Source organism: Streptomyces sp. NBC_01508 (assembly GCF_045040315.1).
GTDB lineage: Bacteria > Actinomycetota > Actinomycetes > Streptomycetales > Streptomycetaceae > Streptomyces.
In genome coordinates, this window is sequence record NZ_CP109419.1 from 84267 (window position 1) to 108343 (window position 24077).

18 protein-coding genes and 2 pseudogenes are annotated in these 24077 nt (G+C 71.9%); 11 read left to right on the forward strand and 9 right to left on the reverse strand.

Going from position 1 to position 24077, the window contains the following annotated elements; translation table 11 throughout:
- The first annotated feature begins 149 nt into the window (after nt 1-149).
- Nucleotides 150-1046, forward strand: coding sequence for a SigB/SigF/SigG family RNA polymerase sigma factor (locus tag OG700_RS00450; protein ID WP_405607088.1), 897 nt, complete (start codon nt 150-152; stop codon nt 1044-1046).
- A 66-nt stretch (nt 1047-1112) separates the two neighbouring features.
- Here OG700_RS00450 and OG700_RS00455 read toward each other — a convergent pair whose 3' ends face one another.
- Entirely contained in the window at nt 1113-2333 is a 1221-nt protein-coding gene (locus OG700_RS00455) for a PP2C family protein-serine/threonine phosphatase (protein WP_405607091.1), read from the reverse strand.
- A 92-nt stretch (nt 2334-2425) separates the two neighbouring features.
- Between OG700_RS00455 and OG700_RS00460 the strand changes: the two genes are divergently transcribed.
- Nucleotides 2426-2956 (forward strand): MarR family winged helix-turn-helix transcriptional regulator, encoded by a 531-nt coding sequence (locus tag OG700_RS00460; RefSeq protein ID WP_405607094.1) that lies wholly within the window; start codon nt 2426-2428, stop codon nt 2954-2956.
- Nucleotides 2957-3094: 138 nt separating this feature from the next.
- Here the strand turns inward: OG700_RS00460 and OG700_RS00465 are convergent, their stop codons facing one another.
- The 3 genes from OG700_RS00465 to OG700_RS00475 are packed head-to-tail and all read right to left on the reverse strand — an operon-like array spanning nt 3095 to nt 6590.
- On the reverse strand, nt 3095-3544 hold the full coding sequence (locus tag OG700_RS00465) for a response regulator (RefSeq protein ID WP_405607097.1): 450 nt from the start codon (nt 3542-3544) through the stop codon (nt 3095-3097).
- Nucleotides 3541-5289: an ATP-binding protein gene (locus OG700_RS00470; RefSeq protein ID WP_405607100.1), complete on the reverse strand. Its 1749-nt coding sequence runs from the start codon at nt 5287-5289 to the stop codon at nt 3541-3543. The genes OG700_RS00465 and OG700_RS00470 overlap by 4 nt, the downstream gene beginning before the upstream one ends.
- Nucleotides 5289-6590, reverse strand: a complete 1302-nt coding sequence (locus OG700_RS00475; RefSeq protein WP_405607103.1) for a PP2C family protein-serine/threonine phosphatase — start codon at nt 6588-6590, stop codon at nt 5289-5291. Before OG700_RS00475 ends, OG700_RS00470 begins: the two co-directional genes overlap by 1 nt.
- Nucleotides 6591-7020: 430 nt before the next feature.
- Here OG700_RS00475 and OG700_RS00480 point away from each other — a divergent pair, with 430 nt between their 5' ends.
- Nucleotides 7021-10251, forward strand: coding sequence for an alpha-L-rhamnosidase (locus OG700_RS00480; RefSeq protein WP_405607106.1), 3231 nt, complete (start codon nt 7021-7023; stop codon nt 10249-10251).
- A gap of 383 nt (nt 10252-10634) precedes the next feature.
- Here the strand turns inward: OG700_RS00480 and OG700_RS00485 are convergent, their stop codons facing one another.
- Together OG700_RS00485 and OG700_RS00490 are read right to left on the reverse strand one after the other, a co-directional pair.
- The gene (locus OG700_RS00485) at nt 10635-11996 is read right to left on the reverse strand and encodes an NAD(P)/FAD-dependent oxidoreductase (RefSeq protein WP_405607109.1); all 1362 of its coding nucleotides are present in this window, start codon (nt 11994-11996) and stop codon (nt 10635-10637) included.
- A gap of 73 nt (nt 11997-12069) precedes the next feature.
- Nucleotides 12070-12557, reverse strand: a pseudogene (locus OG700_RS00490) (substrate-binding domain-containing protein); the annotation flags it as partial.
- A 35-nt stretch (nt 12558-12592) separates the two neighbouring features.
- Here OG700_RS00490 and OG700_RS00495 point away from each other — a divergent pair.
- The 5 genes and pseudogenes from OG700_RS00495 (at nt 12593) to OG700_RS00515 (ending at nt 18087) form a co-directional block, all read left to right on the forward strand.
- Nucleotides 12593-14111 (forward strand): annotated as a pseudogene (locus OG700_RS00495) (glycoside hydrolase family 3 C-terminal domain-containing protein).
- 55 nt (nt 14112-14166) lie between these two features.
- Nucleotides 14167-15789, forward strand: coding sequence for an alkaline phosphatase D family protein (locus tag OG700_RS00500; RefSeq protein WP_405607112.1), 1623 nt, complete (start codon nt 14167-14169; stop codon nt 15787-15789).
- A gap of 167 nt (nt 15790-15956) precedes the next feature.
- Nucleotides 15957-16823, forward strand: a complete 867-nt coding sequence (locus tag OG700_RS00505; RefSeq protein ID WP_405607115.1) for a helix-turn-helix domain-containing protein — start codon at nt 15957-15959, stop codon at nt 16821-16823.
- A 91-nt stretch (nt 16824-16914) separates the two neighbouring features.
- A complete protein-coding gene (locus OG700_RS00510) occupies nt 16915-17700 on the forward strand; it encodes an SAM-dependent methyltransferase (protein ID WP_405607118.1) in 786 nt (261 codons plus the stop codon).
- 117 nt (nt 17701-17817) lie between these two features.
- A complete protein-coding gene (locus OG700_RS00515; RefSeq protein ID WP_405607121.1) occupies nt 17818-18087 on the forward strand; it encodes a DUF6296 family protein in 270 nt (89 codons plus the stop codon).
- A 102-nt stretch (nt 18088-18189) separates the two neighbouring features.
- On the opposite strand, the gene OG700_RS00520 is transcribed toward OG700_RS00515, so the two are convergent.
- Nucleotides 18190-19200 carry an iron-containing redox enzyme family protein gene (locus OG700_RS00520; protein ID WP_405607124.1) on the reverse strand — a complete coding sequence of 337 codons (1011 nt, stop codon included), beginning with the start codon at nt 19198-19200 and terminating at the stop codon, nt 18190-18192.
- A gap of 247 nt (nt 19201-19447) precedes the next feature.
- Nucleotides 19448-20476, reverse strand: a complete 1029-nt coding sequence (locus tag OG700_RS00525; RefSeq protein WP_405607127.1) for an alpha/beta fold hydrolase — start codon at nt 20474-20476, stop codon at nt 19448-19450.
- A gap of 347 nt (nt 20477-20823) precedes the next feature.
- Here OG700_RS00525 and OG700_RS00530 point away from each other — a divergent pair, with 347 nt between their 5' ends.
- The 3 genes from OG700_RS00530 to OG700_RS00540 all read left to right on the forward strand — a co-directional run bounded on the left by OG700_RS00530 (nt 20824) and on the right by OG700_RS00540 (nt 22702).
- Nucleotides 20824-22149 (forward strand): PLP-dependent aminotransferase family protein, encoded by a 1326-nt coding sequence (locus tag OG700_RS00530; protein ID WP_405621345.1) that lies wholly within the window; start codon nt 20824-20826, stop codon nt 22147-22149.
- A gap of 68 nt (nt 22150-22217) precedes the next feature.
- Nucleotides 22218-22409, forward strand: a complete 192-nt coding sequence (locus OG700_RS00535; protein ID WP_023536496.1) for a toxin-antitoxin system HicB family antitoxin — start codon at nt 22218-22220, stop codon at nt 22407-22409.
- Entirely contained in the window at nt 22406-22702 is a 297-nt protein-coding gene (locus tag OG700_RS00540) for a hypothetical protein (protein WP_405607130.1), read from the forward strand. The genes OG700_RS00535 and OG700_RS00540 overlap by 4 nt, the downstream gene beginning before the upstream one ends.
- A 74-nt stretch (nt 22703-22776) precedes the next feature.
- On the opposite strand, the gene OG700_RS00545 is transcribed toward OG700_RS00540, so the two are convergent.
- Nucleotides 22777-23934 carry an SUKH-4 family immunity protein gene (locus OG700_RS00545; protein ID WP_405607133.1) on the reverse strand — a complete coding sequence of 386 codons (1158 nt, stop codon included), beginning with the start codon at nt 23932-23934 and terminating at the stop codon, nt 22777-22779.
- Nucleotides 23935-24077: the final 143 nt, after the last annotated feature.

A 24077-nucleotide genomic window follows, 5' to 3' on the forward strand; every position in this document is an offset into this window, starting at 1 on the left:
GGCTGTCCCCTCACGCGTCTCGTCCGGGCGGTGACTCCCGGGCGAACACTTGCCAGACGGCAACTATTACGGCACGGTGGGACCGGACGGGCCCTCAGCCAGTGGCATCGCGGCACAGTGCCCACACCAGCGAAGGCAGTGACGTGACGATGAGTACGCATTCCCCCGCCGCTTCGGCCCCCACGGGTACCGGAGCGGCCCTCACCCGCACGAACACGGCGTCCGGCGCGCTTCCGTGGATCGAGGACACGGGAAAGGTCTCCCCCAGGGACGCGCGGGAGTTGTCGAAGCTCTTCTTCGAGCGGCTTCAGGTCCTCGAAGAGGGCACTCAGGAGCACCAGTACGCCCGCAACACCCTGATCGAGATGAACCAGTCCCTGGTCAGATACGCGGCGCGGCGCTTCCGCGGTCTCGGCAGCGGTGACATGGAGGACGTGCTCCAGGTCGGCACGATCGGTCTGATCAAGGCCATCGACCGGTTCGACCTCTCCCGTGAGGTGGAGTTCAGCTCCTTCGCCGTGCCGTACATCCACGGAGAGATCAAGCGGTTCTTCCGGGACACCACCTGGGCCGTCCATGTGCCGCGCAGACTCCAGGAGTTGCGTACGGACCTGGCCAAGGCCCAGGACGAGCTGAGCGACAGGCTCAACCGGGGGCCCACCGTGGCCGAGCTGGCCGGGCACCTGGAGCTGACCGAGGCGGAGGTCATCGACGGGCGGGTCGCCGCCAACGGCTACACCGCCGGTTCTCTCGATCTGCCGACCGACGGCGGGGACGGCGGACCGGCCGCCGCCGGTGGCCGCGCCTTCACCGACACGCTCGGCGCGTGCGATCCGGGCATGGAACTGGTCGAGGACTTCCAGGCGCTGGCACCACTGCTGGAGGGGCTCGACGCGCGTGACCGCGGGATCGTCGAGATGCGTTTCGGGCGCGAGATGACGCAGTCCGAGATCGGCGCCGAGCTGGGCGTGTCACAGATGCATGTGTCCCGGCTGCTCTCCCGCATCCTGACGACCTTGCGCGCGGGCATGCTCACCGAGGAGTGAGACACGGCCCCTCCCGAACGACGAGGGGGCGGCGACGCCGGTACGGGCGTCGGCCGCCCCCTCCGTTCAGTTCTCCTCGGGCGATGTCGGCTCGGCGTCCGGCGGGACGGGCGACAGGGCGTCCGGCCTGCCGGACCAGTCGAGACAGACCGCGAGCGCGTCGTCCGTCGTGTCCGCCTTGCGGAACTCGGCCAGCGCGCGCAGCACGGCACGCGGCATCGTCGCCGCCGGAAGCAGACCGGTCGAGTTGATCGCGCGGGCCAGCGCCCGTTCGCCGTACCGCTCGCCGTCCGGCGAGACCGCGTCGTACACGCCGTCGCTCACCATGAACAGCCGGTCGCCCGGCAGCACATGGAACTCCTGCGCCTCGTAGTGGGACTCCTCGAACATGCCGAGCGGCAGCTGCGCTTCGAGGGGGACCCTCTCGACCGTCCGGCCGCGCCGGCGCCACAGCTGCGGCGAGCCCGCGTCCACGACCTCCACCCGGCCGGTCGCCAGCTCGAAACGCATCAGCAGCGTCGACACGTGTGACGCGCCCCGGTGCTGCTCGTAGATCGCCTGATCGGCGAGGGCCGCCTGGCCGGCGATGTCGAGGCCCGAACGGCGCGCGTTGCGCAGGGCGTTGACGGCGAGGTTGCTGAGCAGGGACGCCTGGATGCCCTCGCCCATGCCGTTGGTGACGGCGAGGGTCAGCTCCTCCGCGTCGGCCGCCCAGTCGAAGTTGTCGCCGTGAATCGCGTACGCCGGTTCCAGTTGGGCGCCGATGGCGAACTCCTCGGCGCCGCACGCGCGCCCGGGGAGCAACTGCCACTGCATCTCGGCCGCGAGCGTGAGCCTGCTGATCCGGCGGGCCCGCTGGTAGGCGTCGGTGTCCCGCTCGGCGACCAGGATCTCGTGCCCCAGCAGATCGGCGACGTGCGTCAGTTCGTCGACGGCGTGCGGGGTGGACCGGTCGCCGGGCAGCCGGACCGAGAGGATGCCGATCCGTTCGCCACGGACGGTCACCGGCAGATGGTGGTCCACGGCGTCGCCGTGGACCACCTGCTGCTCGCGCGGTTCCTGGCTGCCGAACGCCCGCCCCTCGGCGCTGTTGTAGAGGGAGAGCGCCTGCTCCTTGCCCGGCAGCGGGTCGTACGGGCTGAGCACCGTGAACCCGTAGTCGGCGAGGAACAGCTGCACGCGCGTCGCGCCGTGCGAGGCGGCGAGCGCGTCGCGGACCCGGTCCACGAGCGCGTTCGGCGCGGCTGCCCGCACCGATCTTCCGAGTACGTCGTCGCGTTGTGTCACGGTCTCTCAGACATTCCTGCGTAGGGGGCGGGGGCGGACTCGTGCGCGGTGCGGAGCTGACAGAGGTCGCCGCCGGGTGACACAGTGGACGGATGTCCCCCCTCACCGGTCAGCCTCGTCCGCGCGAGAAGATGTCCGAGGCCGCTCGCGCCGCCTCGGAGCTGCTTGAGGTGCTGTGGGGGCGCGGCCAGGAGGCGGCCCCGTCGGGCACGGTGTCGCCGTCGCAGCTCAGGGCCCTGCTCGTGCTGGAGAAGTACGACGGGACGAACCTGCGCTCGCTGGGCAAGGCACTCGGCTCCCGCCCTCCTTCGGTCAGCCGGCTGTGCGACCGGATGGAGGCCCTGGGCCTGGTGGAGCGGCGCACCAGCACGACCAGCCGCCGCGAGGTGGAGCTGCGGCTCAGCCCGCGCGGACGGAAGGTACTGGCCGAGCACCGGGCCATCCGGGCCCGCGAGGTCAGCGCCGTACTGGACGGCATGGAACCCTCGGCCGTGGCCGCGCTCACTCAGGGGCTGACCGCGTTCCACGAGGCGGCGTCCGACCGGCTCGACGCGGCGGCGGAGACGCGGTCCGCGGACGACCAGGGCACGGACGGCCGGGGCGCCACGGCGGACAGCGCCTGACGTCATCGCGCCCCCTTTCCGCGTGCGAGTGAGTGGTGAGTGGGTGGTGCGGGGATTGCGAGTGCGGGTCCCGCCCAAAACGTTGCCGCAAGGAAACATTCCTGTCGCGATGAAGCCTAACAGCGCGGCGGGCCGCCCTCAGAGCGATCGCGGCAGCTTGACGACCGTCACGAAGAAGTCGTCGATGTCCCGGATCGCCTTCATGAACTGGTCGAGATCGACAGGTTTGGTCACATACGCGTTGGCGTGCAGTTTGTAGCTGCGCAGGATGTCCTCCTCGGCCGCCGACGTGGTGAGGACGACCACCGGGATATGGCTGAGGTCCGGGTCCGACTTGATCCTCTCCAGCACCTGCCGGCCGTCGTACTTGGGCAGATTCAGATCGAGCAGGATGAGGTCGGGGCGCGGCGCTTCGACGTGCTCCCCGCGCCGGTAGAGGAAGTCCAGGGCCTCCAGACCGTCCCGTACGACATGCAGGGTGTTGCCGATCTTGTTGTCCTCGAACGCCTCACGGGTCATGAGTTCGTCGCCCGCGTCGTCCTCGACGAGCAGCACTTCGACGGGCTGGGACTGGGGGGACGTGGTCATTCGGTGCTTCCTTCGGTGGTGGTGACCGGCGACGGCGGCTCGACGGCGGCGGGCAGCGACGGTGCGACGGGGAGGGTGAAGGCGATACGGGCGCCGTCGGTGTGGGCCGTGTCGATCCAGATGTGACCACCGCTGTGCTCGACGACCTTCTTGCACAGTGACAGACCGATGCCGGTGCCCGCGTACGCGTCCCTGGCATGCAACCGCTGGAAGATGATGAACACCTTCTCGGCGAACTCCTCGGGGATGCCGATGCCGTTGTCGGTGACGGTGAACGTCCAGGAATCGGCCCCCTCCTCGCGGTCGACGGCGATCCTGATGCGCGGATCGCGGTCCGGACGTCGGAACTTGACCGCGTTCCCGACGAGGTTCTGCCAGAGCATCGCGAGCAGCGTCGGATCACCCACGACCTCGGGCAGCTCCGCCGGGCGCTCGACCACGGCGCCGGTCTCCTCGATCATCACCGAGAGATCGCGTACGGCACGGTCCAGGACCGCGTCCAGGGCGACCGGTTCCTGCGCGTCCTGGACCCGGCCGACCCGGGAGAAGGTGAGCAGGTCGTTGATGAGGACCTGCATGCGCTTGGCGCCGTCGACCGCGAAGCCGATGTACTGCGTGGCGCGCTCGTCCAGTTGGTCCCCGTAGCGCTTCTCCAGCAGTTGGCAGAAGGAGGCAACCTTGCGCAGCGGCTCCTGGAGGTCGTGCGAGGCGACGTACGCGAACTGCTCCAACTCCGCGTTGGAGCGCCGCAGTTCCACCGCGTGGGCGTCCAGTTCGGCGGCCTGGCGTGCCAGCTCGCCCTCGCTGTCACGGGCGGTGGCGAGTTCGCTGACCACCCGCAGCCGCATGCCCTCCACCGCGTGTGCGAGCGTCCGCAGGTCGGCCGGCCCGTGCGCGGGGATCGCGTGGTCGAAGTCCCCTGCGGCGACGCGCCGGGACGCGGCGCGCACGGTGTCCAGCGGCCGTACCACCGTGAAGTGCACGAGGACGGTGATCGCCACCCCGGTGAGCAGGAAGGCGACGAGGGCGGCGATCAGTGCCCGGTCGCGGTCCGAGCGGGCCTCGGCGAACGCCATCCGCGCCAGCCGCTGCTCCTGCCCGAGATGCTCCTGCTGGGCGGCGAGCGCCGTCCGGACCCGGTCGAAGGCGTGCTTCGCGTCGGTCACCGAGGCGGCCTCGTCGCTGCGCGCGCCCGCGAGCGCCGGATCGGCGAACTCGGCGCGCCACTCGCGTGCGGCCCGGTCGACCGCCCGCAGGTCGGCGACCGGCCGGTCGAGCCCGTCGACCAGGTCGCCGAGCCGTTCACGCGCCGCGGTCTCGTCGGCGAGGCCGCGCCGGTACGGCTCCAGCAGCTCCTCGTCCTTGGTCAGGAGGTAGCCGCGGACACCCGTCTCCTGGTCGAGGAGGGCGGCCTGCAGCCGGAACGCCTGGGTGCGGGCCGGGGAGACCTCGTCGATCAGCCGGTCCCCGGTGTCCGTGGTGCGCGCGAGCATGGCCGCGGCCACCGACCCGGCGACCAGCGTCATGACGCAGAGTGCGGCGACAGCCAGCAGGAACCAGCCCTGGACGGTCAGCCGCCGCAGTATCCGCACCCGGTGGCCGATCGGTGGCCGCGGAGGCTGGGGCTGGGACCGGGCTGCCGTGGACGGGGGCGGCGCGGTCGCGTCGTCGGGCGGCGCGCCTGCGGAAGGCGCGTCGTCGGCGGGGCGCGGTGTCCCGGCGGGACGCCGCGTGGTGTCGGACATCAGGTGGCACCGTTCCATTCGAGGTGAAGCACGGCGACGTCGTCGGCCAGGCCGCCGCCGCTCGCCGCCAGAGTCTGCGCGCGGTGGATCAGTGTGTCGACGAACGCGTCGGCCGCCTCGTGGGCGTGCCGCCGGGCGAGTTCCAGCAGCCCGTGCTCGCCCAGCCGTTCGTGTCCGGTGCCGATACGTCCCTCGATGAGCCCGTCGGTGAACATCATCACCGCGCCGTGCCGGTGGACGGGGACGGTGGTCACCGGCCAGGACGCCCGGCCGGGCAGCAGGCCGAGTACGGGACCGCCCGGCACCTCCTCCAGACGCACGCCGCCGTCGGGCGACCGGATCAGCACTCCGGGGTGGCCGGCGCGTTGCACGGTCATGTGCTCGTCGGCCGGCGACCGGGTCAGACAGGTGAGGGTCGCGAAGATCTCGGGACCGGACCGCTCGGCGACGAGGATCTGTTCGAGCAGGCTGAGGAGTCGCTGGCCGCGGGCGCCCGCCAGCACGAAGGAGCGCCACGCCACGCGCAGGCACACGCCGAGCGCCGCCTCGTCGGGCCCGTGCCCCGAGACGTCGCCCACGACCGCGTGGGTCATGCCGTCGGGTGTCTGGACGACGTCGTAGAAGTCGCCGCCGAGCAGGGCCTGGGAGCGGCCCGGCCGGTAGCGGGCGCAGACGGCGACCGTGGTGTCCAGGAGCAGCGGGGTGGGCAGCAGGCCGCGCTCCAGGCGGGCGTTCTCCTGGGCGCGCAGGCGGCTCGTCTGGAGGGCGGACGCCGCCTGTTCGGTGTGCTTGCGCTGGATCGCGTAGCGGATCGCGCGGACGAACAGGTCGGGCTCCACCCGCCCCTTGATCAGATAGTCCTGGGCCCCGGCGGCGACGGCCGCGAGGCCGGCCTGCTCCTCGGCGAGCCCGGTCAGCACGACGACGGCCGAACCGCCGGAGTGGACGAGGACCCGTTCCAGGGCTTCCAGGCCCTGGGCGTCGGGGAGGTGGAGGTCGAGCAGGATGCACTGCGGCACCTGTGCCTCCAGTGCGGTGACCGCCTCCGCCAGGGTCCTGGCCAGGCTCAGCCGCAGCGGGACCTCGCTGTCGGCCACGAGTTCCTCGACGAGGAGCGCGTCGCCGGGGTCGTCCTCGATCAGCAGCACCGTGGGCGGGCGCCCGTTCCAGAGGGCCTGCGCCGCGTCGTCCCCCCGTGCCGTGTCCCTGCTCGCGGGGACCTGGCCCCGTGCGCCGGGCGACGCGGGGGTGCCGGGTCTGCCTGAGGTGGATCTGACCGCTGTGTTCGGGCCGGTGCCCATGGCAGCTGTTCTCCTCTCGCCACGGGCGCGGCGGCCCGTGGGACCGCCGGGTGCGTCCGCGTCGAGACTAAAGCGATCAGTTACCCCATGACAACATTTTCCCGGAGTGCCCTCCGCCGGCTCTCGGACGACCCCCGGACAGACCCTAACGGCCACCCGGACGACAGTGACGCCAGAAGCAGAAGACTCCGTCGGCACCGGGGCCCAGGCCGACGCCCACCTGACGGAGCGTCAGGAATCGCGAAGATCCCCCGCCCCTCGACGACGTACCGGGCCACGCAGCGGGCGGATCCGACTGAAAGGGTTCAGCAGTACCGGCCAAATCGCCTGCGCGGCACGGCAATATGAGCGCGACACCTTGACTCGCCAGGAGGGCGCCCCTACTTTCACGCAATGAATCGATTCACTGTCGAATTCTTCTGGGGTTGACGTGATCAGTAGACGCCGCATGCTCACCACCACCACCGCAGCCGCACTCGGCACCACCCTCGCGACGGCCAACGCGCCGTCGGCGCAGGCCGCCGAGCAGACCCCGGCCGGGGCCGCCGCCGGCTCGGGCCGGGCCGGAGCACTCCGGGTCAGCTCGCCGACCGTCGAGTACGTGCGCAATCCGCTGGGCCTCGACACCCCGAAGCCCCGGCTGAGTTGGCCCCTGCTCTCCGACGCGCCGGACCAGGCGCAGAGCGCGTACCAGATCCGGGTCGCCTCCGGTCCCGACAAGCTCGCCGAGCCCGACGTGTGGGACAGCGGCAAGATCGTGTCGGACCGGTCGGTGCTCGTGCCCTACGCGGGCCCCGCCCTCAAGCCGCTGACGCGCTACCACTGGTCGGTCCGCGTCTGGAACGCCGCCGGTCAGGTCTCCGGCTGGAGCGAGAGCGCCTGGTGGGAGACCGGGCTGATGAGCACGGCGGCCTGGTCCGCGAAGTGGATCGCGGCGCCGGCGGCGCTGAGCGGCGCCCCGAGCCTGCGGGGCGCGTCCTGGATCTGGTTCCCCGAAGGGGAACCGACCGGCAACCTACCCGCCGGAACGCGTTGGTTCCGCCGCGCCCACGACGTCCCGGCCGCCGTCACGGGCGCCCGGCTCGTGGTCAGCGCCGACGACGCGTACACCGTGTACGTGAACGGCATCGAGGTGGCCCGCACCGAGCCCGACGGGCCCGCCGAGAACTGGCGCCGGCCGGCCGTCGTCGACGTCACGGCCCAACTGCGCGCCGGGGCCAACGTCCTGGCGGCGGCCGCGGTCAACGCCACCGAGAGCCCGGCCGGGTTCATCGCCGTCCTGGAGCTGACCTCGGCGGACGGCACCACCACCGTCCCCACCGACGACGCCTGGAAGGCGGCGAACGAGGAGCCGTCCGGCGCCGACGGCGCGTGGCGGCAGCCCGGTTACGACGACAGCGCCTGGCCCGCCGCCAAGGAGGGTCCGGCGTGGGGCTCCGGGCCGTGGGGCTCGGTGGCGCCCGCGATCTTCCCCGCCACCCAGCTGCGGCACGGCTTCCGGCTGGCCGACAAGCCCGTGGCGCGCGCCCGGCTGCACACGACGGCGCTCGGCCACTACGAGGCGCACATCAACGGACACCGGGTCGGCAAGGACCAGTTCGCGCCCGGCTGGACCGACTACCGCAAGCGGGTGCAGTACCAGACGTACGACGTGACGGCGCTGGTGCGGCGGGGCGCCAACGCCCTCGGCGCGCATCTCGCGCTCGGCTGGTACGGCGGCAATCTCGGCATGTTCGGGCCGCACCACTACGGTGACCGGCCCGCGCTGCTGGCCCAGTTGGAGGTCACGTACCAGGACGGGACGCGCGAGCGGGTCGTGTCGGGGGACGGCTGGCGGGCCGCCGCCGGGCCCATCGTGTCGACCGACATGCAGGCGGGCGAGGAGTACGACGCCCGGCGGGAGACGAAGGGCTGGACCTCACCGGGGTTCGACGACGCCAAGTGGCTCGCGGCCGAGCCTGTCGACGGCGTGGACACCGAGATCGTCGCGGAGCTGGACGGCCCGGTGCGGGTGACGAGGGAACTGCCCGCCAAGAAGGTCACCCGCGTCGCTCCGGGGGTCTTCGTCTTCGACCTCGGCCAGAACATGGTCGGTTCGGTACGGCTCCGGGTGTCGGGCAAGGCGGGCACCACCGTACGGCTGCGGCACGCCGAGGTGCTGAATCCGGACGGTTCGCTCTACACCGCCAACCTCCGTACGGCGCGGGCCACCGACATCTACACCCTCAAGGGCGGCGGCGAGGAGACGTTCGAGCCGCGCTTCACGTTCCACGGCTTCCGCTACGTCGAGGTCAGCGGCTTCCCGGGCACGCCACGCGCGAGCGCGGTCACCGGCCGCGTCATGCACACGTCGGCGCCGTTCACCTTCGAGTTCGAATCCGACGTCCCCATGCTCAACCAGCTTCACAGCAACATCGCGTGGGGCCAGCGCGGCAACTTCCTCTCCATACCGACCGATACGCCCGCCCGGGACGAACGGCTCGGCTGGACCGGTGACATCAACGTCTTCGCCCCCACCGCGTCGTACGTCATGGAGTCCGCGCGCTTCCTCACCAAGTGGCTCCAGGACCTGCGCGACGCGCAGACCGACGGCGGGTCGTTCACCCATGTCGCCCCGGACATCGCGGGCGTCGGCGACGGCTCGGCCGGCTGGGGCGACGCCGGTGTCACGGTGCCGTGGGCGCTGTACCAGGCGTACGGCGACGAGCGGATACTCGACGTGTCGTGGGACTCGATGGTCAAGTGGCTGGACTATCTGCGCGCGCACAGCGACAACCTGCTGCGCCCGGCGGACGGTTTCGGTGACTGGCTCAACATCGCGGACGAGACGCCGAAGGACGTCATCGGCACCGCCTACTTCGCGCACGTCGCCGATCTCACCGCGCGCACGGCCCGGGTGCTGGGCAGGGATCCCGCCCCGTACGAGACGCTGTTGGGCCAGGTCCGCGACGCCTTCCGGGCGGCGTACGTGACGGCGGACGGCCGGGTGAAGGGTGACACGCAGACGGCCTATGTGCTCGCCCTGTCCATGGACCTGCTGCCCGAGGCGGCCCGCAAGCCCGCCGCCGACCGGCTGGTGGCGCTGATCGAGGCGAAGGACTGGCATCTGTCGACCGGCTTCCTCGGCACGCCCCGGCTGCTGCCGGTGCTGACCGCCACCGGGCACAACGACGTCGCCTACCGGCTGCTGCACCGGCGCACGTTCCCCGGCTGGGGGTACCAGATCGAGAACGGCGCGACCACGATGTGGGAGCGCTGGGACTCGATCAGGCCGGACGGCAGCTTCCAGGACGCCGGGATGAACTCCTTCAACCACTACGCGTACGGGTCGGTGGGCGAGTGGATGTACGCGAACATCTCGGGGATCGCGCCCGGCCGGGCCGGGTTCAAGGAGATCGTCATCCGGCCGCGGCCCGGCGGTGAGGTGAAACGGGCCGGGGGCCGGTACGTATCGGTCTACGGTCCGATCACCACTCGCTGGGAGCTGGGGCGCGACGGCTTCGAGCTGGAGTGCTCGGTGCCGCCCAACACCACCGCCGAGGTGTGGGTGCCGGCGCGGAAGGCGCGCGACGTCAGGAACAAGGGCGCGAAGTTCCTGCGGATGGAGGACGGTTGCGCGGTGTACGCGGTGGCGTCGGGACGCCACCGGTTCACCACCTGATCGCGGCGGGGGCGACCGGGCAGGCGGAACTGACCCGGCCGGGTACGGGAGGCTTCCCGTACCCGGCCGGTGCCGGGTGGCGCGTGGCCGGCGACGCGTGCCGGGTGGCGCGTGGCCGGCCGCCGGGGAGACCGCCGACCGGATCGCCGCCGCCCTGTGGGTCGGCCTCGTGCTGCGGCTGCTGCGGGGGCTTCCCGGTGCCGCCGTCCCCTGAGTCGGCGGTGTCGGCGCGGTGTCCGTGACCGCGCCCGCGCCCGAACCCGCGCCGCCCGCGGGGGTCTGGCCCGGTGCGAGGACGCCGGCCAGGTGCGCTGGAGTTCCCCCCGACCAGGGAGGCGGCCACGGTCGTCGCGTAACCGGCACAGGCGACAGCCATGCGTCGGTCAGCCGCGTGCGGTCAGCGTCGCCGTGTGTTCCCGCACCTGCTCCGGCGTCAGATAGGAGTTGGTGAACTCGAAGTCGTGCAGCGATGCCGGTTTCCGCTCCTGGAATCCGGTCCGTACGAAATCGTCCCCGGCGACGGCGTTGATCACCCAGTTGGTCAGCACCCGCGCCTTGGCGACGTTCGTCCGCAGCGCCGACCAGTGGTAGCCACGGGCGACGGTCTGCGCCGGCAGCCCGCGCAGTTCGACACCCATCGGCTTGGAGACCGCGTCCTTGCCGCCGAGATCGACGACAAGACCCAGATCCTTGTGTTCGTAGCGCCGCAACGGCTGCCGGCGCACCGTGGCGATGACGTTGTCCGCAGCCGTCCGGCCCTGCCGCTGGGCGTGCTGGGCGGTCGGCGGGCAGACCGCGTCGCCGCCCTTCGCCAGGTCCGGAACGGCCGCGGCGTCGCCGAGGGCGAAGACGCCGTCGAGCCCGGACACCCGCAGTTCGGGCGAGACGACGAGCCGGCCGCGCGCCGTCTCGGCGTCGAACGTACCGACCAGCGGGCTCGCGACGACACCCGCCGTCCAGATGAGCGTGCGGCAGGGCAGTACCCGTCCGTCGGTGAGGGTCACCTCGGCGGGGCCTGCCTTGGCGACCGACACCCCGAGCGACACCTCGATCCCGCGCCTGCGGAGGATCCCCAGGGCGGTCTGCCCGAGCTTGTCGCCGAGTTCGGGCATGAGCTTGGGGGCGATGTCGATGAGGTGCCACTTGATCTGTTTCGGGTCCAGCCGGGGATAGCGCCGCAGCGCGTTGCTGGTGACGCGTTGCAGGCAGGCGGCCGTCTCCGTACCCGCGTAGCCGCCGCCGACGACCACGAACCGCAGGCGCGCCGCGCGCTCCTTCTCGTCCACGCTGGCGTCGGCGAGGTCGAGCTGCGCGATGACGTGATCGCGTACGTAGGCGGCCTCGGCGAGTGTCTTCATGCCACGGGCGTTGTCGACGAGACCGGGGATGTCGAAGGTGCGGGTGATGCTGCCGGGGGCCAGCACGAGGTAGTCGTACGGCTGGTCGACGATCTCCCCGGTGATCTTCCGGACGACGCAGATCTTCGCCTTCGGATCCACTCCGATGGCCCCGCCGGGGATGATCCTGGTGCGGTGTTTCCTGCTGCGGCGCAGCGAGACCGCGACCGACTGCGGGGTGAGCACGCCCGCCGCCACCTGCGGCAGCAACGGCAGGTAGAGCTGGTAGGAGAACGGCGTGACCAGCGAGATCTCCGCCTCCGCCGCCCCCAGCTTCCGCTCCAGGCGTTGCACGCACTCCACGCCGCCGAAGCCTGCGCCCACTACGAGAATCCTCGATCGTGCCACGGTGTCCTTCCCTTCCGGTCCTGCTGGGTCGCCCCTTCACCTTCCCCGGGACCGGTATCTCTCACGGTCCGGTTCACTCCGTCGCGGGCTTGACCACCGGCGTGCTGTTCCGGACAGGGCCTAGCCGGGTGCCGAACTCGATCCGGGTCTCGGCCTGGTCCACGCGCCCGTCCGGACGGGCATCAAGACGGGCATCCAGGCGGGCGTCGGAGCGGTCCGTGCGGGGCCGGCGCTCTGGTACGCGCCGCAGCCGCAGCGGCATCCGGGCGGCCTCCTCGGCCATCTCCACCAGCGGCTGGTGGACGGTGGTCAGCGCCGGGCCGGACCACTGGGCGAGCGGGATGCCGTCGTACCCGACTACGGAGGCCTTCCGGCACCTGGACGCCGAGCGCCTGGCCGTCGAGGCGTGCCAGGGAGCAGAGCATGTCCTCGGGGTCGGTGACGACCGCGATGGAGCGGTGGCCGAGGTCGAGCAGATGGCGGGTGGCGGGTGGCGGCCAGTCGGCCTGCCCGGTTGGCCGATCCGACGGAGGGTACGCCGGGTTCCGGGTCGCCGGCCGGGCCCTGGTCCAGGGGCTGATGGGCGTCGGAGGAAAGTGACCGAGAACGTGACCACCGACGCCCCGCGAAGCGGGACACGTACCGAGGACCGGCTCCGGGCCGACCGCGTCGCGCGTGTCGAGGAGCTGATCGCCGCCATGACCCTGGAGAAGAAGCTGGGCCAGCTGTACGGCCTGTGGGCGGTGCCTCGGCGGACGGCGCCGAAATCTCCCCGCACCAGCACGACATGGACGAGTCGCCCTCCCTGGACGAGCTGATCCCGTACGGACTCGGCCAGCTGACAAGGCCGTTCGGCACCGTGCCCGTCGATCCGGCGCTGGGCGCGCTGTCCCTGATGCGCACTCAGGAACCCCGACCCGGTCCGGACGGTGGCGGCGGCGGTCAGCAGCGACATGCGGTCCGTGGGCGTCCACCAGAGGCCGGCCCCGGTGAGCATGGGGGTCAGGGAGCGCGGTCGGTGATGCACGCGTACACCGACACCGACGGCATCCCCGGCGCCGCCGACGGGGAGTTGCCGACCGGTCTGTTCCTGGACACCTGGGGTTCCAAGGCACCGTCGTGGCCTACTACTTCGGCATCGCGTTCCTCAAGTCCCCGCACGGCGTGGCCGCCGACTGGGGCCAGGCCGAGGCGCTGGCCCTGGCGGCGGGTGTCGATGTCGAACGGCCCACGGTGAAGACGTTCGGGCAGCCGCTGCGCGACGCGGTCGCCGCCGGGGAGCCTGCACAGGCGTTGGTCGACCGGGCGCTGCGCCGGGTGCTGACGCAGAAGGCGCAACTCGGCCTGCTCGAACCCGGCTCGACCCCGGCTGGAGCCCGCCGCAACCGGCGCCGGCGGGCGCCGATCTCGACGCGCCGCACCGGCTGTGCGACACCGTGAGCCTGGGCACCGTCGCGCACCGCGCCATCTCGCGGCGCCTCACGGAGCGGTCGGCGATCCTGCTGCGCAACGACGGGATCCTGCCACTGGGGCGGCCCGCCCGGATCGCGGTCGTCGGTCCCCCGGCCGGGGGACGACTGCCCACGCGGCTCCAGGCGTTGATGTCGGAGTTCCCCGGGTGCGGGATCGTCGCCGCGCTCGGCGACCGGGCGGGGTACGAGCGGGGAGGGCGGCGGCGCGGTCGACGCCTCGGCGGCGATCGTGCGGGCGTTCTTCCCCGGCCAGGAAGGGGCGCGGGCGGTCGCGGGCGTGCTGAGCGGCCGGGGCGATCCTTCGGGCCGGCTGCCGGTGAGCGTTCCCCGGCGTCCTGCGGCTCTCCTTCACCGTGCGCAACACCGGTGGCCGGGCGGCGGGTACGGAGGTGGTGCAGCTGCGCCCGCACGACCCGGTCGCCTCGGTCGTGCAGCCGGTCCAGCGCCTGATCAGCTGTCTGCGCGTGCCGCTGGAAGCGGGCGCGGCGGGCGGCGTGTCGTGGAGCCGGGCGAGCTGGAGCTGCGGCTCGCCGCCTCCAGCAGCGACACCCGGCTCACCGCCCGGGTGGTCCCGACCGGTCCCGTACGGGAGGCGGACCACACTCGCGCGCTGCACGCCCGGATACGCCGGGAGGCGGAATAGATCACTCTGATGCGGGGTCAGTAAACGTACATAACAGGGCATATGACTCGTCACCATGGGAAATCATCTGCCGGAATTCCGCGCTGCCGCGCGCCGTATCGACCGCCGTCAATTCGTCACCCGCGCGGGCGCCGCGGCCGTGCTCGCCTTCGCGGCGAACATGCCCGCCGCCGGCGCCGCGACGGCCCGCCGGCTCAACCCCGCGAACATCACCAAGAACCCCTTCACCCTGGGCGTCGCCTCGGGCGACCCGCAGCCCGGCACGGCCCTGCTCTGGACCCGGCTGGCGCCCGAGCCGTACACGGCGGACAGCGGTCTGCCCGCCGAGCGGGTCGAGGTGGAGTGGGAGGTCGCCCACGACGAGCGTTTCACCGGGCTCGCCAGGAGCGGCACCGCGACCGCCCACCCCGAGTTCCACCACAGCGTGCGCGTCGAGGTCCCGGGGCTGTCGCCCGACCGCTTCTACTTCTACCGCTTCCGGGCCGGCACCTGGATCAGCCCCGTCGGCCGCACCCGTACCGCTCCCGCCGCCGGGGCCAGGATCACCGACCTCAAGTTCGCCACCCTGTCCTGCCAGGCCTACTACCACGGCTACTTCACCGCGTACCGGCATCTGGCCGCCGAAGACCTCGATGTCGTCGTGCATCTCGGTGACTACCTCTACGAGTACGCCGTGACGGCCACGGGCGGCGCACGCGACTACACCGACCGCGAACTCCCCGCCCACTACAACCGCGAGACGCTCACGCTGGAGGACTACCGGCTGCGCTACGGCCTCTACAAGTCCGACCCGGACCTGAAGGCCGCACACGCCGCGCACCCATTCGTCGTCACCTGGGACGACCACGAGACCGAGAACAACTACGCCGACTCCACACCGGAGAACGATGTACCGCCGGAGGAGTTCCTGCTCCGCAGGGCCGCCGCCTACCGCGCGTACTGGGAGAACCAGCCCCTGCGCACCCCGCAGCGGCCCCACGGACCCGACATGCGGCTCTATCGGAGGCTGCACTTCGGGCGCCTCGCCCAGTTCGACATCCTCGACACCCGCCACTACCGCTCCAACCAGGTGCAGGGCGCCAACTGGCAGGTCCCGGGAGCGGAGTCGAAGGACCCGGGGCGGACCATGACCGGCGCGACGCAGGAGCGCTGGCTCCTCGACGGCTGGAAGAACTCGAACGCCACCTGGAACCTGCTGGCCCAGCAGGTGACGTTCGCCCAGCGCCGCGACAGGCCCGGCGCGGGTTTCAAGCTGTCGATGGACGCGTGGGACGGCTACACGGCCTCCCGTACACGCGTCCTGAACGGCGCGAAGGCCGCCGGTCTCGGCAATCTGATGGTGCTCACCGGTGACGTGCACGTCGGCTACGGCTTCGACCTGAAGGAGGACTTCGACGACCCGAAGTCCCGCGTCGTGGGCACCGAGATCGCCACGACATCGGTCACCAGCGGCATGGACGGCGCGGAGAAGCCGTCCAACTGGAACAACCTCACCTCCGCCAACGCGCACATGAAGTACTACAACGGGCGCCGGGGATACACCACGTTCACGCTCGCGCCGGACCGGGCGACGGTCACGTTCAACACGCTCACGGCCGTGACAAAGCCGGGCTCCGGGCTCACCAGGGCGGCTTCGTTCGTCACGGAAGCGGGTAATCCGGGACTGCGGCCCGCGTGACCGGGCGGCACCGGCACACGCCAGAAGCGAGCTGAGGACTTGAGCATAGGGAACGGGGCGGCCGGACCGGCCGCCCCCGGAGTACGAGAGATCAACAGGGCCGCCGCGGAAGCGAGTTGCTGTGGCACACTGTCCGCCATGGCTGCGGCGGTGCTCGGGGGTGCGGGATGAGCGAGCCACGGTCGGCTCCGACGATCGGTCAGATCGTGCTCAGCAGACAGTTGCTGGCGCTGCGTGAGAAGGCGGGGCTCAGCCGGGAACAGTCCGGTCGGCTGCTGCGGGTCACGGCGGCCACCGTGCGCCGGATGGAGATGGCGGAGGTCGGGCTCAAAGTCCCGTATCTGCAGATCCTTCTTCCCGCGTACGACGTCCCGGACGAGGAGATAGACGTCTTCCTGCGGCTGGCCGACGAGGCGAACAAGCCCGGCTGGTGGCAGCGGTTCCACGATGTGCTCCCCGACTGGTTCAGCGGCTACGTCAGCCTCGAAGAGGCCGCGACGACCATGCGCTGCTACGAGCCGCACTTTGTGCCGGGGCTGCTCCAGACCGAGGAGTACGCGCGGCACATCCTGACCGCCGGCGCCCTGGGGCAGCAACTGTCCGACCCGGCGCGCATCGAGCGCATGGTCGCGCTGCGGCTGGAGCGCCAGGCGCTGCTGACCCGCACCGACGCGCCCGTCTTCTGGGCCGTACTGGACGAGACCGTGCTGCGCCGGCACGTCGGGTCGCCGGACGTGATGCGCGCGCAGATCGACCGGCTGCTCGAAGCGAGCGAACTGCCCAACGTGACCATCCAGATCGCCGAGTTCGCCGCCGGCCACCACCCCGGCACGTACAGCCCCTTCGTGCTGTTCCGCTTCGGCATCCCCGAGGTGCGGGACATGGTCTACATCGAGTATCTGACCGGCGCGCTCTATCTCGACGAGGACGGCGAGGTCTCCGAGCACATGGAGGCCATGGACCGGATGGTGGCCCACGCGGAGTCCGCGAGCCGTACGAGGCAGTTGCTGTCCGACGTCCGCGCCGCGCTGTGACCGCCGGTACGGGGCACCGGCCCGCCGCCGGGCCCCCGCTCCTCGCTCTCGCCACCCCCCTGTTCGGATCAGACAGCCAACGGAGCGCCCCATGAACGCAGGTACACCCAGGACGCAGGTCGACACGAGCAAGCCCCACCCGGCACGGGTGTACGACTGGCTCCTGGGCGGCAAGGACAACTACCCGGTCGACCGGGCCGTCGGGGAGCAACTGCCCGACCTGGGGAAGCGCAGCGCCAAGCAGAACCGTGCCTTCATGCACCGCGCGTCCGCGTGGCTGGCCGGTCAGGGCGTCGACCAGTTCCTGGACATCGGCACCGGCATCCCGACCGCGCCGAACCTCCACCAGGTGGTCCAGGAGATCAATCCGAAGGCGCGGGTCGTCTACACGGACAACGACCCCATCGTGCTCCGGCACGCCGAAGCGCTGCTGGTCAGCAGCGCGGAGGGCGCGACCGACTACATCCAGGCGGATGTGCGCGAGCCGAAGGCGATCCTCGACCACGCGCGTGGGCACCTGGACTTCGACCGGCCGGTGGCCGTCTCGCTCATCGCGCTGATGCACTTCATCCCGGACAGCGACGGCCCGTACGAGATCACCCGCACCCTCCTCGACGCGTTCGCGCCCGGCAGCTATCTGATGCTCTCGCACGGCACCTTCGACTTCCACGAGGAGCTGGAGGCCCAGATCACCGGGACGTACGGCAAGGGCGGCATCGAGCTGCGGTTCCGGACCCGGGACGAGGTGGCGCGGTTCTTCGACGGTCTCGACCTCGTCGAGCCAGGACTCGTCACCGGCCCCGACTGGTACAAGGACACGGCAGCGCCGGAGCAGGAGGAGAACGCGGTCTACGCCGGGGTCGCCCGCCTTCCCTAGGGTGTGCCGCCGCGGTTGCGGCCGCGCGGTCCCGGTGTCCCGGCCACGCCAGAGGCGAGGAGCGCCCGGCGGGGGGACGATGGGAGGTGGTGCCTATCGCGGGAGGAGGCTCCCCCCATGGACTACCCGGAACGCTATGAGCTGGTGTTCGAGGAACCCGCCCCTGCCGACCCGGCCGGTCCGCCGGTCCCACGGCAGGACGTCGAACGGGACGTGGTGACGGTACGGCGTACCGCCAAGGCCGGTGCGGGCGGATTCCCGGTGTACGAGGACGACACGGGCATCGTGCGCGCGGAGATCAGCGACCGGGGTGAGGTGCGGATGCTGGCCAGCGGAGGCCAGCAGGCGCTCAGCACGCCGGTGACGGCGCGGTCGCTCGACTCGTGACCTCGCTGGTGACGGAATCCGTCCCCGCCCCTCGGTGAGGAGGGGCGGGGACGGATTCCGTTCCTGGCAAGATTCGGGCGGGCCGGATTCCGACGGGCTGTCTCACAGGGGCGTGCGCAGTCCGGAGAGGCCGTCGCGCCAGGCGGGGAGCAGCTTCTCGGCGAGACGTGCGTCCAGCACACCGGTGGCGTCGACGCCGAAGGCCACGTCCGTCTCCAGCCACGGCTCCTCCTCCAGCAGTCCACCGACGACATCGCGGCGCACGAGCTGTTCGTGGGCCGCGTCCCCCGCGATGTGTTCGGTGTAGAAGCGCACGGCCGCCTCTCCGGCGTCCGCGCGGCGCATCGCCTCCGCCAGCCGGCGGGACACGGGCGACGACGCCACCTCGACGGCGGCGCGGTGCCCCACCAGCGCGCCGCGCAGCGCGCGGTGCAGACCGAACATCGACATGAGGTTGACGGTTGCCAGCATCTCGCCCGTCGTCGCGTCGACATACCGGCCGTACGTCGTGTCCAGACCGAGGTCCGTCATGAGGCCGGCGAAGAGCCGCGAGTGCATCCGGTCCGCCCGGCCCGCGCCGAACTCGCCGAACTCGACCGCGGCCATGGCCGCCTTGGCCCTGCCCCGGAGCCGGGGGATCACCCAGGCGTGCGGGTCGGCCTCCTTCAGGTGGCGGACGGAACGCTGGGCGGCGTACTCACGCAGGTGCCACAGTTCGCCCTCGTCCCTGAGGTAGTGGGACGTACTCGCGCCGTCCGTCGGTTCGACCAGGAGGTCGGCGAGCGCCTCGTCGATGTCGGTGCGGCGTTTGGTGTCCGCGCGCAGCGCGTCCAGGAAGTGGCGCTCCAGATCGGCGCGGAGCGCGAGCAGCGCGGGGTCCCACTCCCAGGCGGGGTCGACGCCGCAGAATCCGCGGTAGTGCAGCTCGTAGCAGAGGTAGAGCGCGAGGTGCAGGTCGTCGCCGTACGGGGCGGCGTCGGCCGCCGCCCCGCCCGGCGGAAGGGGGGTCCCGGAACCGGGGCGGCCACGCAGGGCACGTACGACTCCGTAACTGAGGTCGCCACGGCCCGTCGGCAGAGCGGGCCCGGTCGGCCGGACGTCGGCGTTCTCCACTGACTTCACTCCTTGACCCGATCGAACTGATCAGCGTGCTCGGTTCGATCATTCTCGCCGCTTTGCCCGGCCTGTCCTCGTTCGTGGGCAGCCTGCCGGTGGCTGCCACCGGACCGTGGGTAACATCCGCCCACGCCTCGCGACCGCCCGCTGATGCCGTCCGTTCCCGGCCCGCCGGGCGGCCCGCCCGCTTCGGTTCCGGCCCGGTGCGGGCGTGCCGCCGTTCGGGTGGTGAAGTCTCCGTGGATCAGCGCGGCGGCAGCGCCCCGAGCCACTCGCTCAGGAGTTGGTTGACCTCCTCGGCACGCTCCTGCTGCACCCAGTGCCCGCAGCCTTCGATGATGTGCGAGGAGACGAGGCCGGGGAGGGTGCTGGGGAAGTTCCGCACGGCGTCCGCCATCCACGCGAGGGAGGCGTCGAGGCCGCCGCCGATGAAGAGGGACGGCTGGGTGAGCGGGGCGCCGTCCCAGGCGGCCAGATCCGCCCAGTCCCGGTCGACGTTGCGGTAGCGGTTGAGCGCGCCGGTCATTCCGGTCCGCTCGAACTCGCCCGCGTAGTGGTCGAGATCGGCCTCGGAGAGCCAGGCGGGCAGCCGGCCGGCGGGGAACCGGTCGCGGAGTCTGCCGCCCCGCGGCACGAAGAAGAGGCTTCCCTCGCCCTCCGGGGGCATCGTGTCGCCGGAGATACCCGCGTAGAACCCGGCGAGCCACCCCCGGATGTCGGGCTCGATCTCCGCCTCGGCCCGGCCCGGCGTCTGGAAGTAGCTGACGTAGAACTCCTCGTCGCCGCCGATCCGCGCGAACGCCTCGGTCGGGCGGGGGCCGCCGCGCGGGGCGTACGGCACGCTCAGCAGCGCCGCCGCGGTGAACACATCCGGGCGCAGCAGCGCCGAGCCGGCGGCGATGTTCGACCCCCAGTCGTGGCCGACGACGATCGCCGTCTCCTCTCCGAGGGCGTGTACGACTCCGACGTTGTCGGCGACATGGGCGAGCATCCGGTACTCCTCGACGGCCGGGGGCTTCGAGGAGCGTCCGTAGCCGCGTACGTCGACGGCTACGGCGCGATAGCCCGCGGCGGCGAGCGCGGGGAGCTGGTGGCGCCAGGAGTACCAGGACTCGGGGAAGCCGTGGACCATGAGGACGAGGGGGCCGGTGCCCTGTTCCACGAGGTGGATACGGCCGCCGGGGACGTCCACGAGACGGTGGGCGGCGCCGGGCGGGGAGAGGGTGGTGGGTGCGGTGGGCGGTGTGGTGGGTCGTGTGGTGGGCTCCGGCATGGGTCCTCCTCGGGGTGATCGTTTCCGCTCACCATCATTCGGCGACCGCCGCGCCCGGTCCAAGAGAACTTGCCGGGTCGGCAATTCGCCTTCCGGGCCGGGCCCCGCGCGCTGTCCTGCCGGCCGTGCCGGGAGCCGGATGGACCCCTGTAGGGTGCATTTCCATGGCGGATACACGGGTCAATTCCACGGACGCGGCCCCCGTCGCCGGACCTGGGCCTGAGCCCGGCCCCGGAGCCGAGCCCGGACCTGAGCTCGGCCCCGGCCCCGGCCCCGGAGCCGAGCCCGCCGTGGGGACGGATCTCCATCTGGAGCTGAGCGGGCGGGGACCGCGTCGTGAGCAGCTGATGCTGGCCCTGCGGGACGCCATCACGTCCGGCCGGCTGGCGCCGGGCACCCGGCTGCCCCCGTACCGCACGCTCGCCGTCGACCTGGGCATCGCCCGCAACACCGTCGGCGAGGCGTACGCCGAACTCGTCGCCGAGGGCTGGCTCACGGCACGCCAGGGCTCCGGCACCCACGTCGCACCGCGCGCCACGCCGCTGCCCGTCGCCAAGGAACCGGCCCGCCGCTCCGTGCCGCCGGTGCGGCGGCCCACGTACGACTTCATGCCGACGTCGCCGGACGCCTCCGCGTTCCCCCGGTCCGCGTGGCTGACGTCTGCGCGCCGCGCGCTGACCAGCGCGCCCAACGACGCGTTCGGCGTGGGCGACCCCCGGGGACGTGCCGAACTGCGCACCGCGCTCAGCGAATATCTCGCCCGCGCCAGGGGTGTACGCGCCGCGCCCCACCGGATCGTCGTCTGCGCCGGCTTCGCGCATGCCCTGCGCATCCTCGGCGACGTGCTCGACGGCACGGTCGCCGTCGAGTCGTACGGGCTCGCCTTCCACCGTTCGCTGCTCACCGGCGCCGGGCTGCGCACCGTACCGCTGACCGTGGACGCGGACGGCGCGCGGACCGCCGAGCTGGGCACCCTCGACGCCGGCGCCGTACTGCTCACGCCCGCCCACCAATTCCCGACCGGGGGTCCGCTGCGCCCCGAGCGGCGGACGGCGGCCGTCGACTGGGCGCGTACCACCGGGTCGGTGGTACTGGAGGACGACTACGACGGCGAGTTCCGCTACGACCGGGAGCCGGTCGGCGCCGTGCAGGGGCTGGACCCCGACCGGGTGATCTATCTGGGCTCCACGAGCAAGAGCCTCTCCCCCGCGCTGCGGCTGGGCTGGCTGGTCCTGCCCGACACTCTCGTGGACGACGTGCTCGCCGTGAAGGGCGTCCGCGAGATGTGGACCGGTGTCTCCGACCAGCTCACCCTCGCCGACTTCATCGCCTGCGGCGCGTACGACCGGCATGTACGTCTCATGCGGCGCACCTACCGGCGGCGGCGCGACCGGCTCGTGGCCGTACTCGCCGAGCGGGCACCGCACATCGAGGTGAGCGGCATCGCCGCCGGGCTGCACGCGGTGCTCGACCTCCCGCCGGGCACCGAGCGGGACACGGTGCGCGCGGCCGGGCGGCGGGGCCTCGCTCTGGAAGGACTCGGCGCCTTCCGGCACCCGGACAGCACGATGCCACCGCGCGACGGTCTGGTGATCGGCTTCGGCGCCCCGCCCGATCACACGTTCAACGGTGCGCTCCAGGCTCTGTGCGCGGCCCTGCCGCCCGCCGCGTAGGAGTTCGACGGCCGGCGAGAAGTGACACCACATGGTGCAACCACAGTCCGGTTGCTATCGTCGGTCGCATGACAGCCATGACGCTCCGTATCCCGGACGAGATCAACGCATCGATCAAGGCGGGGGCGGCAGCGGCCGGTCTGTCCCTGAACGCCTACATCGTGCGCGCCGCTCAGCGGCAGGCCGTACTCGACTCCGCCCGCCGGCTCGCGTCGCTCGGCCTCGGCGACGACCTGGGCGGCGAGGGCGACACCCTGTGAAACGTGGTGAGATCTGGGCGCTCGGCGACGGGCGCAACGTCCTGATCGTCTCGCTGGACGGCCTGGAGGAGGCCTACGGCGCGGTCCTCACCGTCGTCCTGCACGACGCCGGGCGCTATCCCGACACCGCGATGTCCGTGGTGATCGACCATCCGCTGCCGTGCACCGCCGTCGCGGTCAACCTCCAGCAGTTGAGGGTCACGCGCTTCGACGGCGCGAAGCCGCTGGGCTCCGTCGACACGGCGGTGATGGAGCGCGTCAGCCAGGCGCTACGCGCGGTGCTGGACCTCTGACCCCCTCCTCCTGATCCCCTCCTGCCCCCGTCTGCTACCCGCCTGATCCCCGTCTGTTCCCCGCTCTCACCGACTCACAGCACTCCGCCCGCCTCGTCGTGGAACACCTCCGGCCAGTACCTCCAGTCGTCCTTCTCGCCCGTCGGCTCGCAGGCCATCGGGTCGACCGAGGCGAGCACGGCGGCCATGGTGTCGGCCAGCGGCTGGTACATGTCGCCGGTCAGCCTGTGCGTCTCGTCGAGGGTGCCCTCACGCCGGTGCATCCAGAGTGCGAACGCGAGCGTGGAGATGTCCGCGTTCAACGGCTCCAGTGCGCCGCCCGTCCAGCCGTGGATGTGGCCGGTGCGGCCGTCGATGACGACCTCCGTGTCATGGGTGAGCCATCCCAGGGAGAACAGCCGGTCCGGCGCGACCGCCATGCCGTCGGGGTAGTCGTCGGGCTCGCCCTCGGCCGGGCCGTTCCGTTCGCGGTACTCCGCGAGCGTGAGCAGCAGCGGCTCCTCCCTGAACAGGGTGAACATGGACGCGCCCACGGGCAGCCCGGTCTCCACGAGGAAGCGCCGGGTCGGCTCGTGGCCGAGGGCGGCCGGCACCGCGGCGGGATCGAACCGGACGACCTTCTCCGCTCCGAACTCCGCCGCGAGCAGCCCCTCCGGCAGGTCGAGCAGCAGTCCCCGGCCGGGCACGGCGATCAGCGCCAACGGCCGTATCAGCGCGGCGATCCGCCAGAACGCCGGCAGCGGGTGGCCCCACGTCTCCCGCTCGCCCGCGCTCCCCCAGCCTCCGCCGTCCCACTCCTCCTCGGCCAGGACGGCGAGGAACCGCGAGGTCGCCTCGGCCACCGCCGCCTCCCCGAAACGCCCCGCGAGGTCGGCGAACCGGCCTCGCGTGGCCGTCAGTTGATCCATCGCCGCGGTGAACCGCGCCAATGCGGCCACGGACGGGGCGAGGGGCAGGGCATCGACAAGGTCCGGCCGGTCTTCGAAGAGATACATGCTGAAGACCCGCCCCGTGGTCTCGTCCAGCACGATCCGGTCGGCCTCGAAACCCTCCACCAGAAGATGGCCGATCGCCCGCAGACCCCGGATGTGCGGGTCGAGTTCGGCGGGATCCGCCGAGTCCGCGAGAAGTGCGGGGACCAGCACCGCGGGCTCGTCACCCGGCGGCCGGAATCGCAGCATGCCGCTCTCCCCCGCCCCGCACTCCCCCGAGCCGTCGTTCGCCGTCGTCATGCTTCCCCCGTGCCTTCGGTGCCGGTCTCTTCCCGCGCGGAAAACAGTACGGGGCACCACTGACAACGAGAGCCGGTGCGCATGACCGTGCTGCCGCTGGTCGGCGGGTTCGCCACCGTGACGGTGCGGGCGAGCAGGAACCC

Bases quoted from the DNA above. Each gene is read 5' to 3' on its own strand.
- OG700_RS00530 (WP_405621345.1), top strand. From the start codon at position 20,824: ATGCTGGCCCTGCGGGACGCCATCACGTCCGGCCGGCTGGCGCCGGGC.
- OG700_RS00475 (WP_405607103.1), bottom strand. From the start codon at position 6,590: ATGGGCACCGGCCCGAACACAGCGGTCAGATCCACCTCAGGCAGACCC.
- OG700_RS00525 (WP_405607127.1), bottom strand. From the start codon at position 20,476: ATGCCGGAGCCCACCACACGACCCACCACACCGCCCACCGCACCCACC.
- OG700_RS00460 (WP_405607094.1), top strand. From the start codon at position 2,426: ATGTCCCCCCTCACCGGTCAGCCTCGTCCGCGCGAGAAGATGTCCGAG.
- OG700_RS00510 (WP_405607118.1), top strand. From the start codon at position 16,915: ATGAACGCAGGTACACCCAGGACGCAGGTCGACACGAGCAAGCCCCAC.
- OG700_RS00465 (WP_405607097.1), bottom strand. From the start codon at position 3,544: ATGACCACGTCCCCCCAGTCCCAGCCCGTCGAAGTGCTGCTCGTCGAG.
- OG700_RS00535 (WP_023536496.1), top strand. From the start codon at position 22,218: ATGACAGCCATGACGCTCCGTATCCCGGACGAGATCAACGCATCGATC.
- OG700_RS00545 (WP_405607133.1), bottom strand. From the start codon at position 23,934: ATGACGACGGCGAACGACGGCTCGGGGGAGTGCGGGGCGGGGGAGAGC.
- OG700_RS00500 (WP_405607112.1), top strand. From the start codon at position 14,167: ATGGGAAATCATCTGCCGGAATTCCGCGCTGCCGCGCGCCGTATCGAC.
- OG700_RS00470 (WP_405607100.1), bottom strand. From the start codon at position 5,289: ATGTCCGACACCACGCGGCGTCCCGCCGGGACACCGCGCCCCGCCGAC.
- OG700_RS00450 (WP_405607088.1), top strand. From the start codon at position 150: ATGAGTACGCATTCCCCCGCCGCTTCGGCCCCCACGGGTACCGGAGCG.
- OG700_RS00505 (WP_405607115.1), top strand. From the start codon at position 15,957: ATGAGCGAGCCACGGTCGGCTCCGACGATCGGTCAGATCGTGCTCAGC.
- OG700_RS00515 (WP_405607121.1), top strand. From the start codon at position 17,818: ATGGACTACCCGGAACGCTATGAGCTGGTGTTCGAGGAACCCGCCCCT.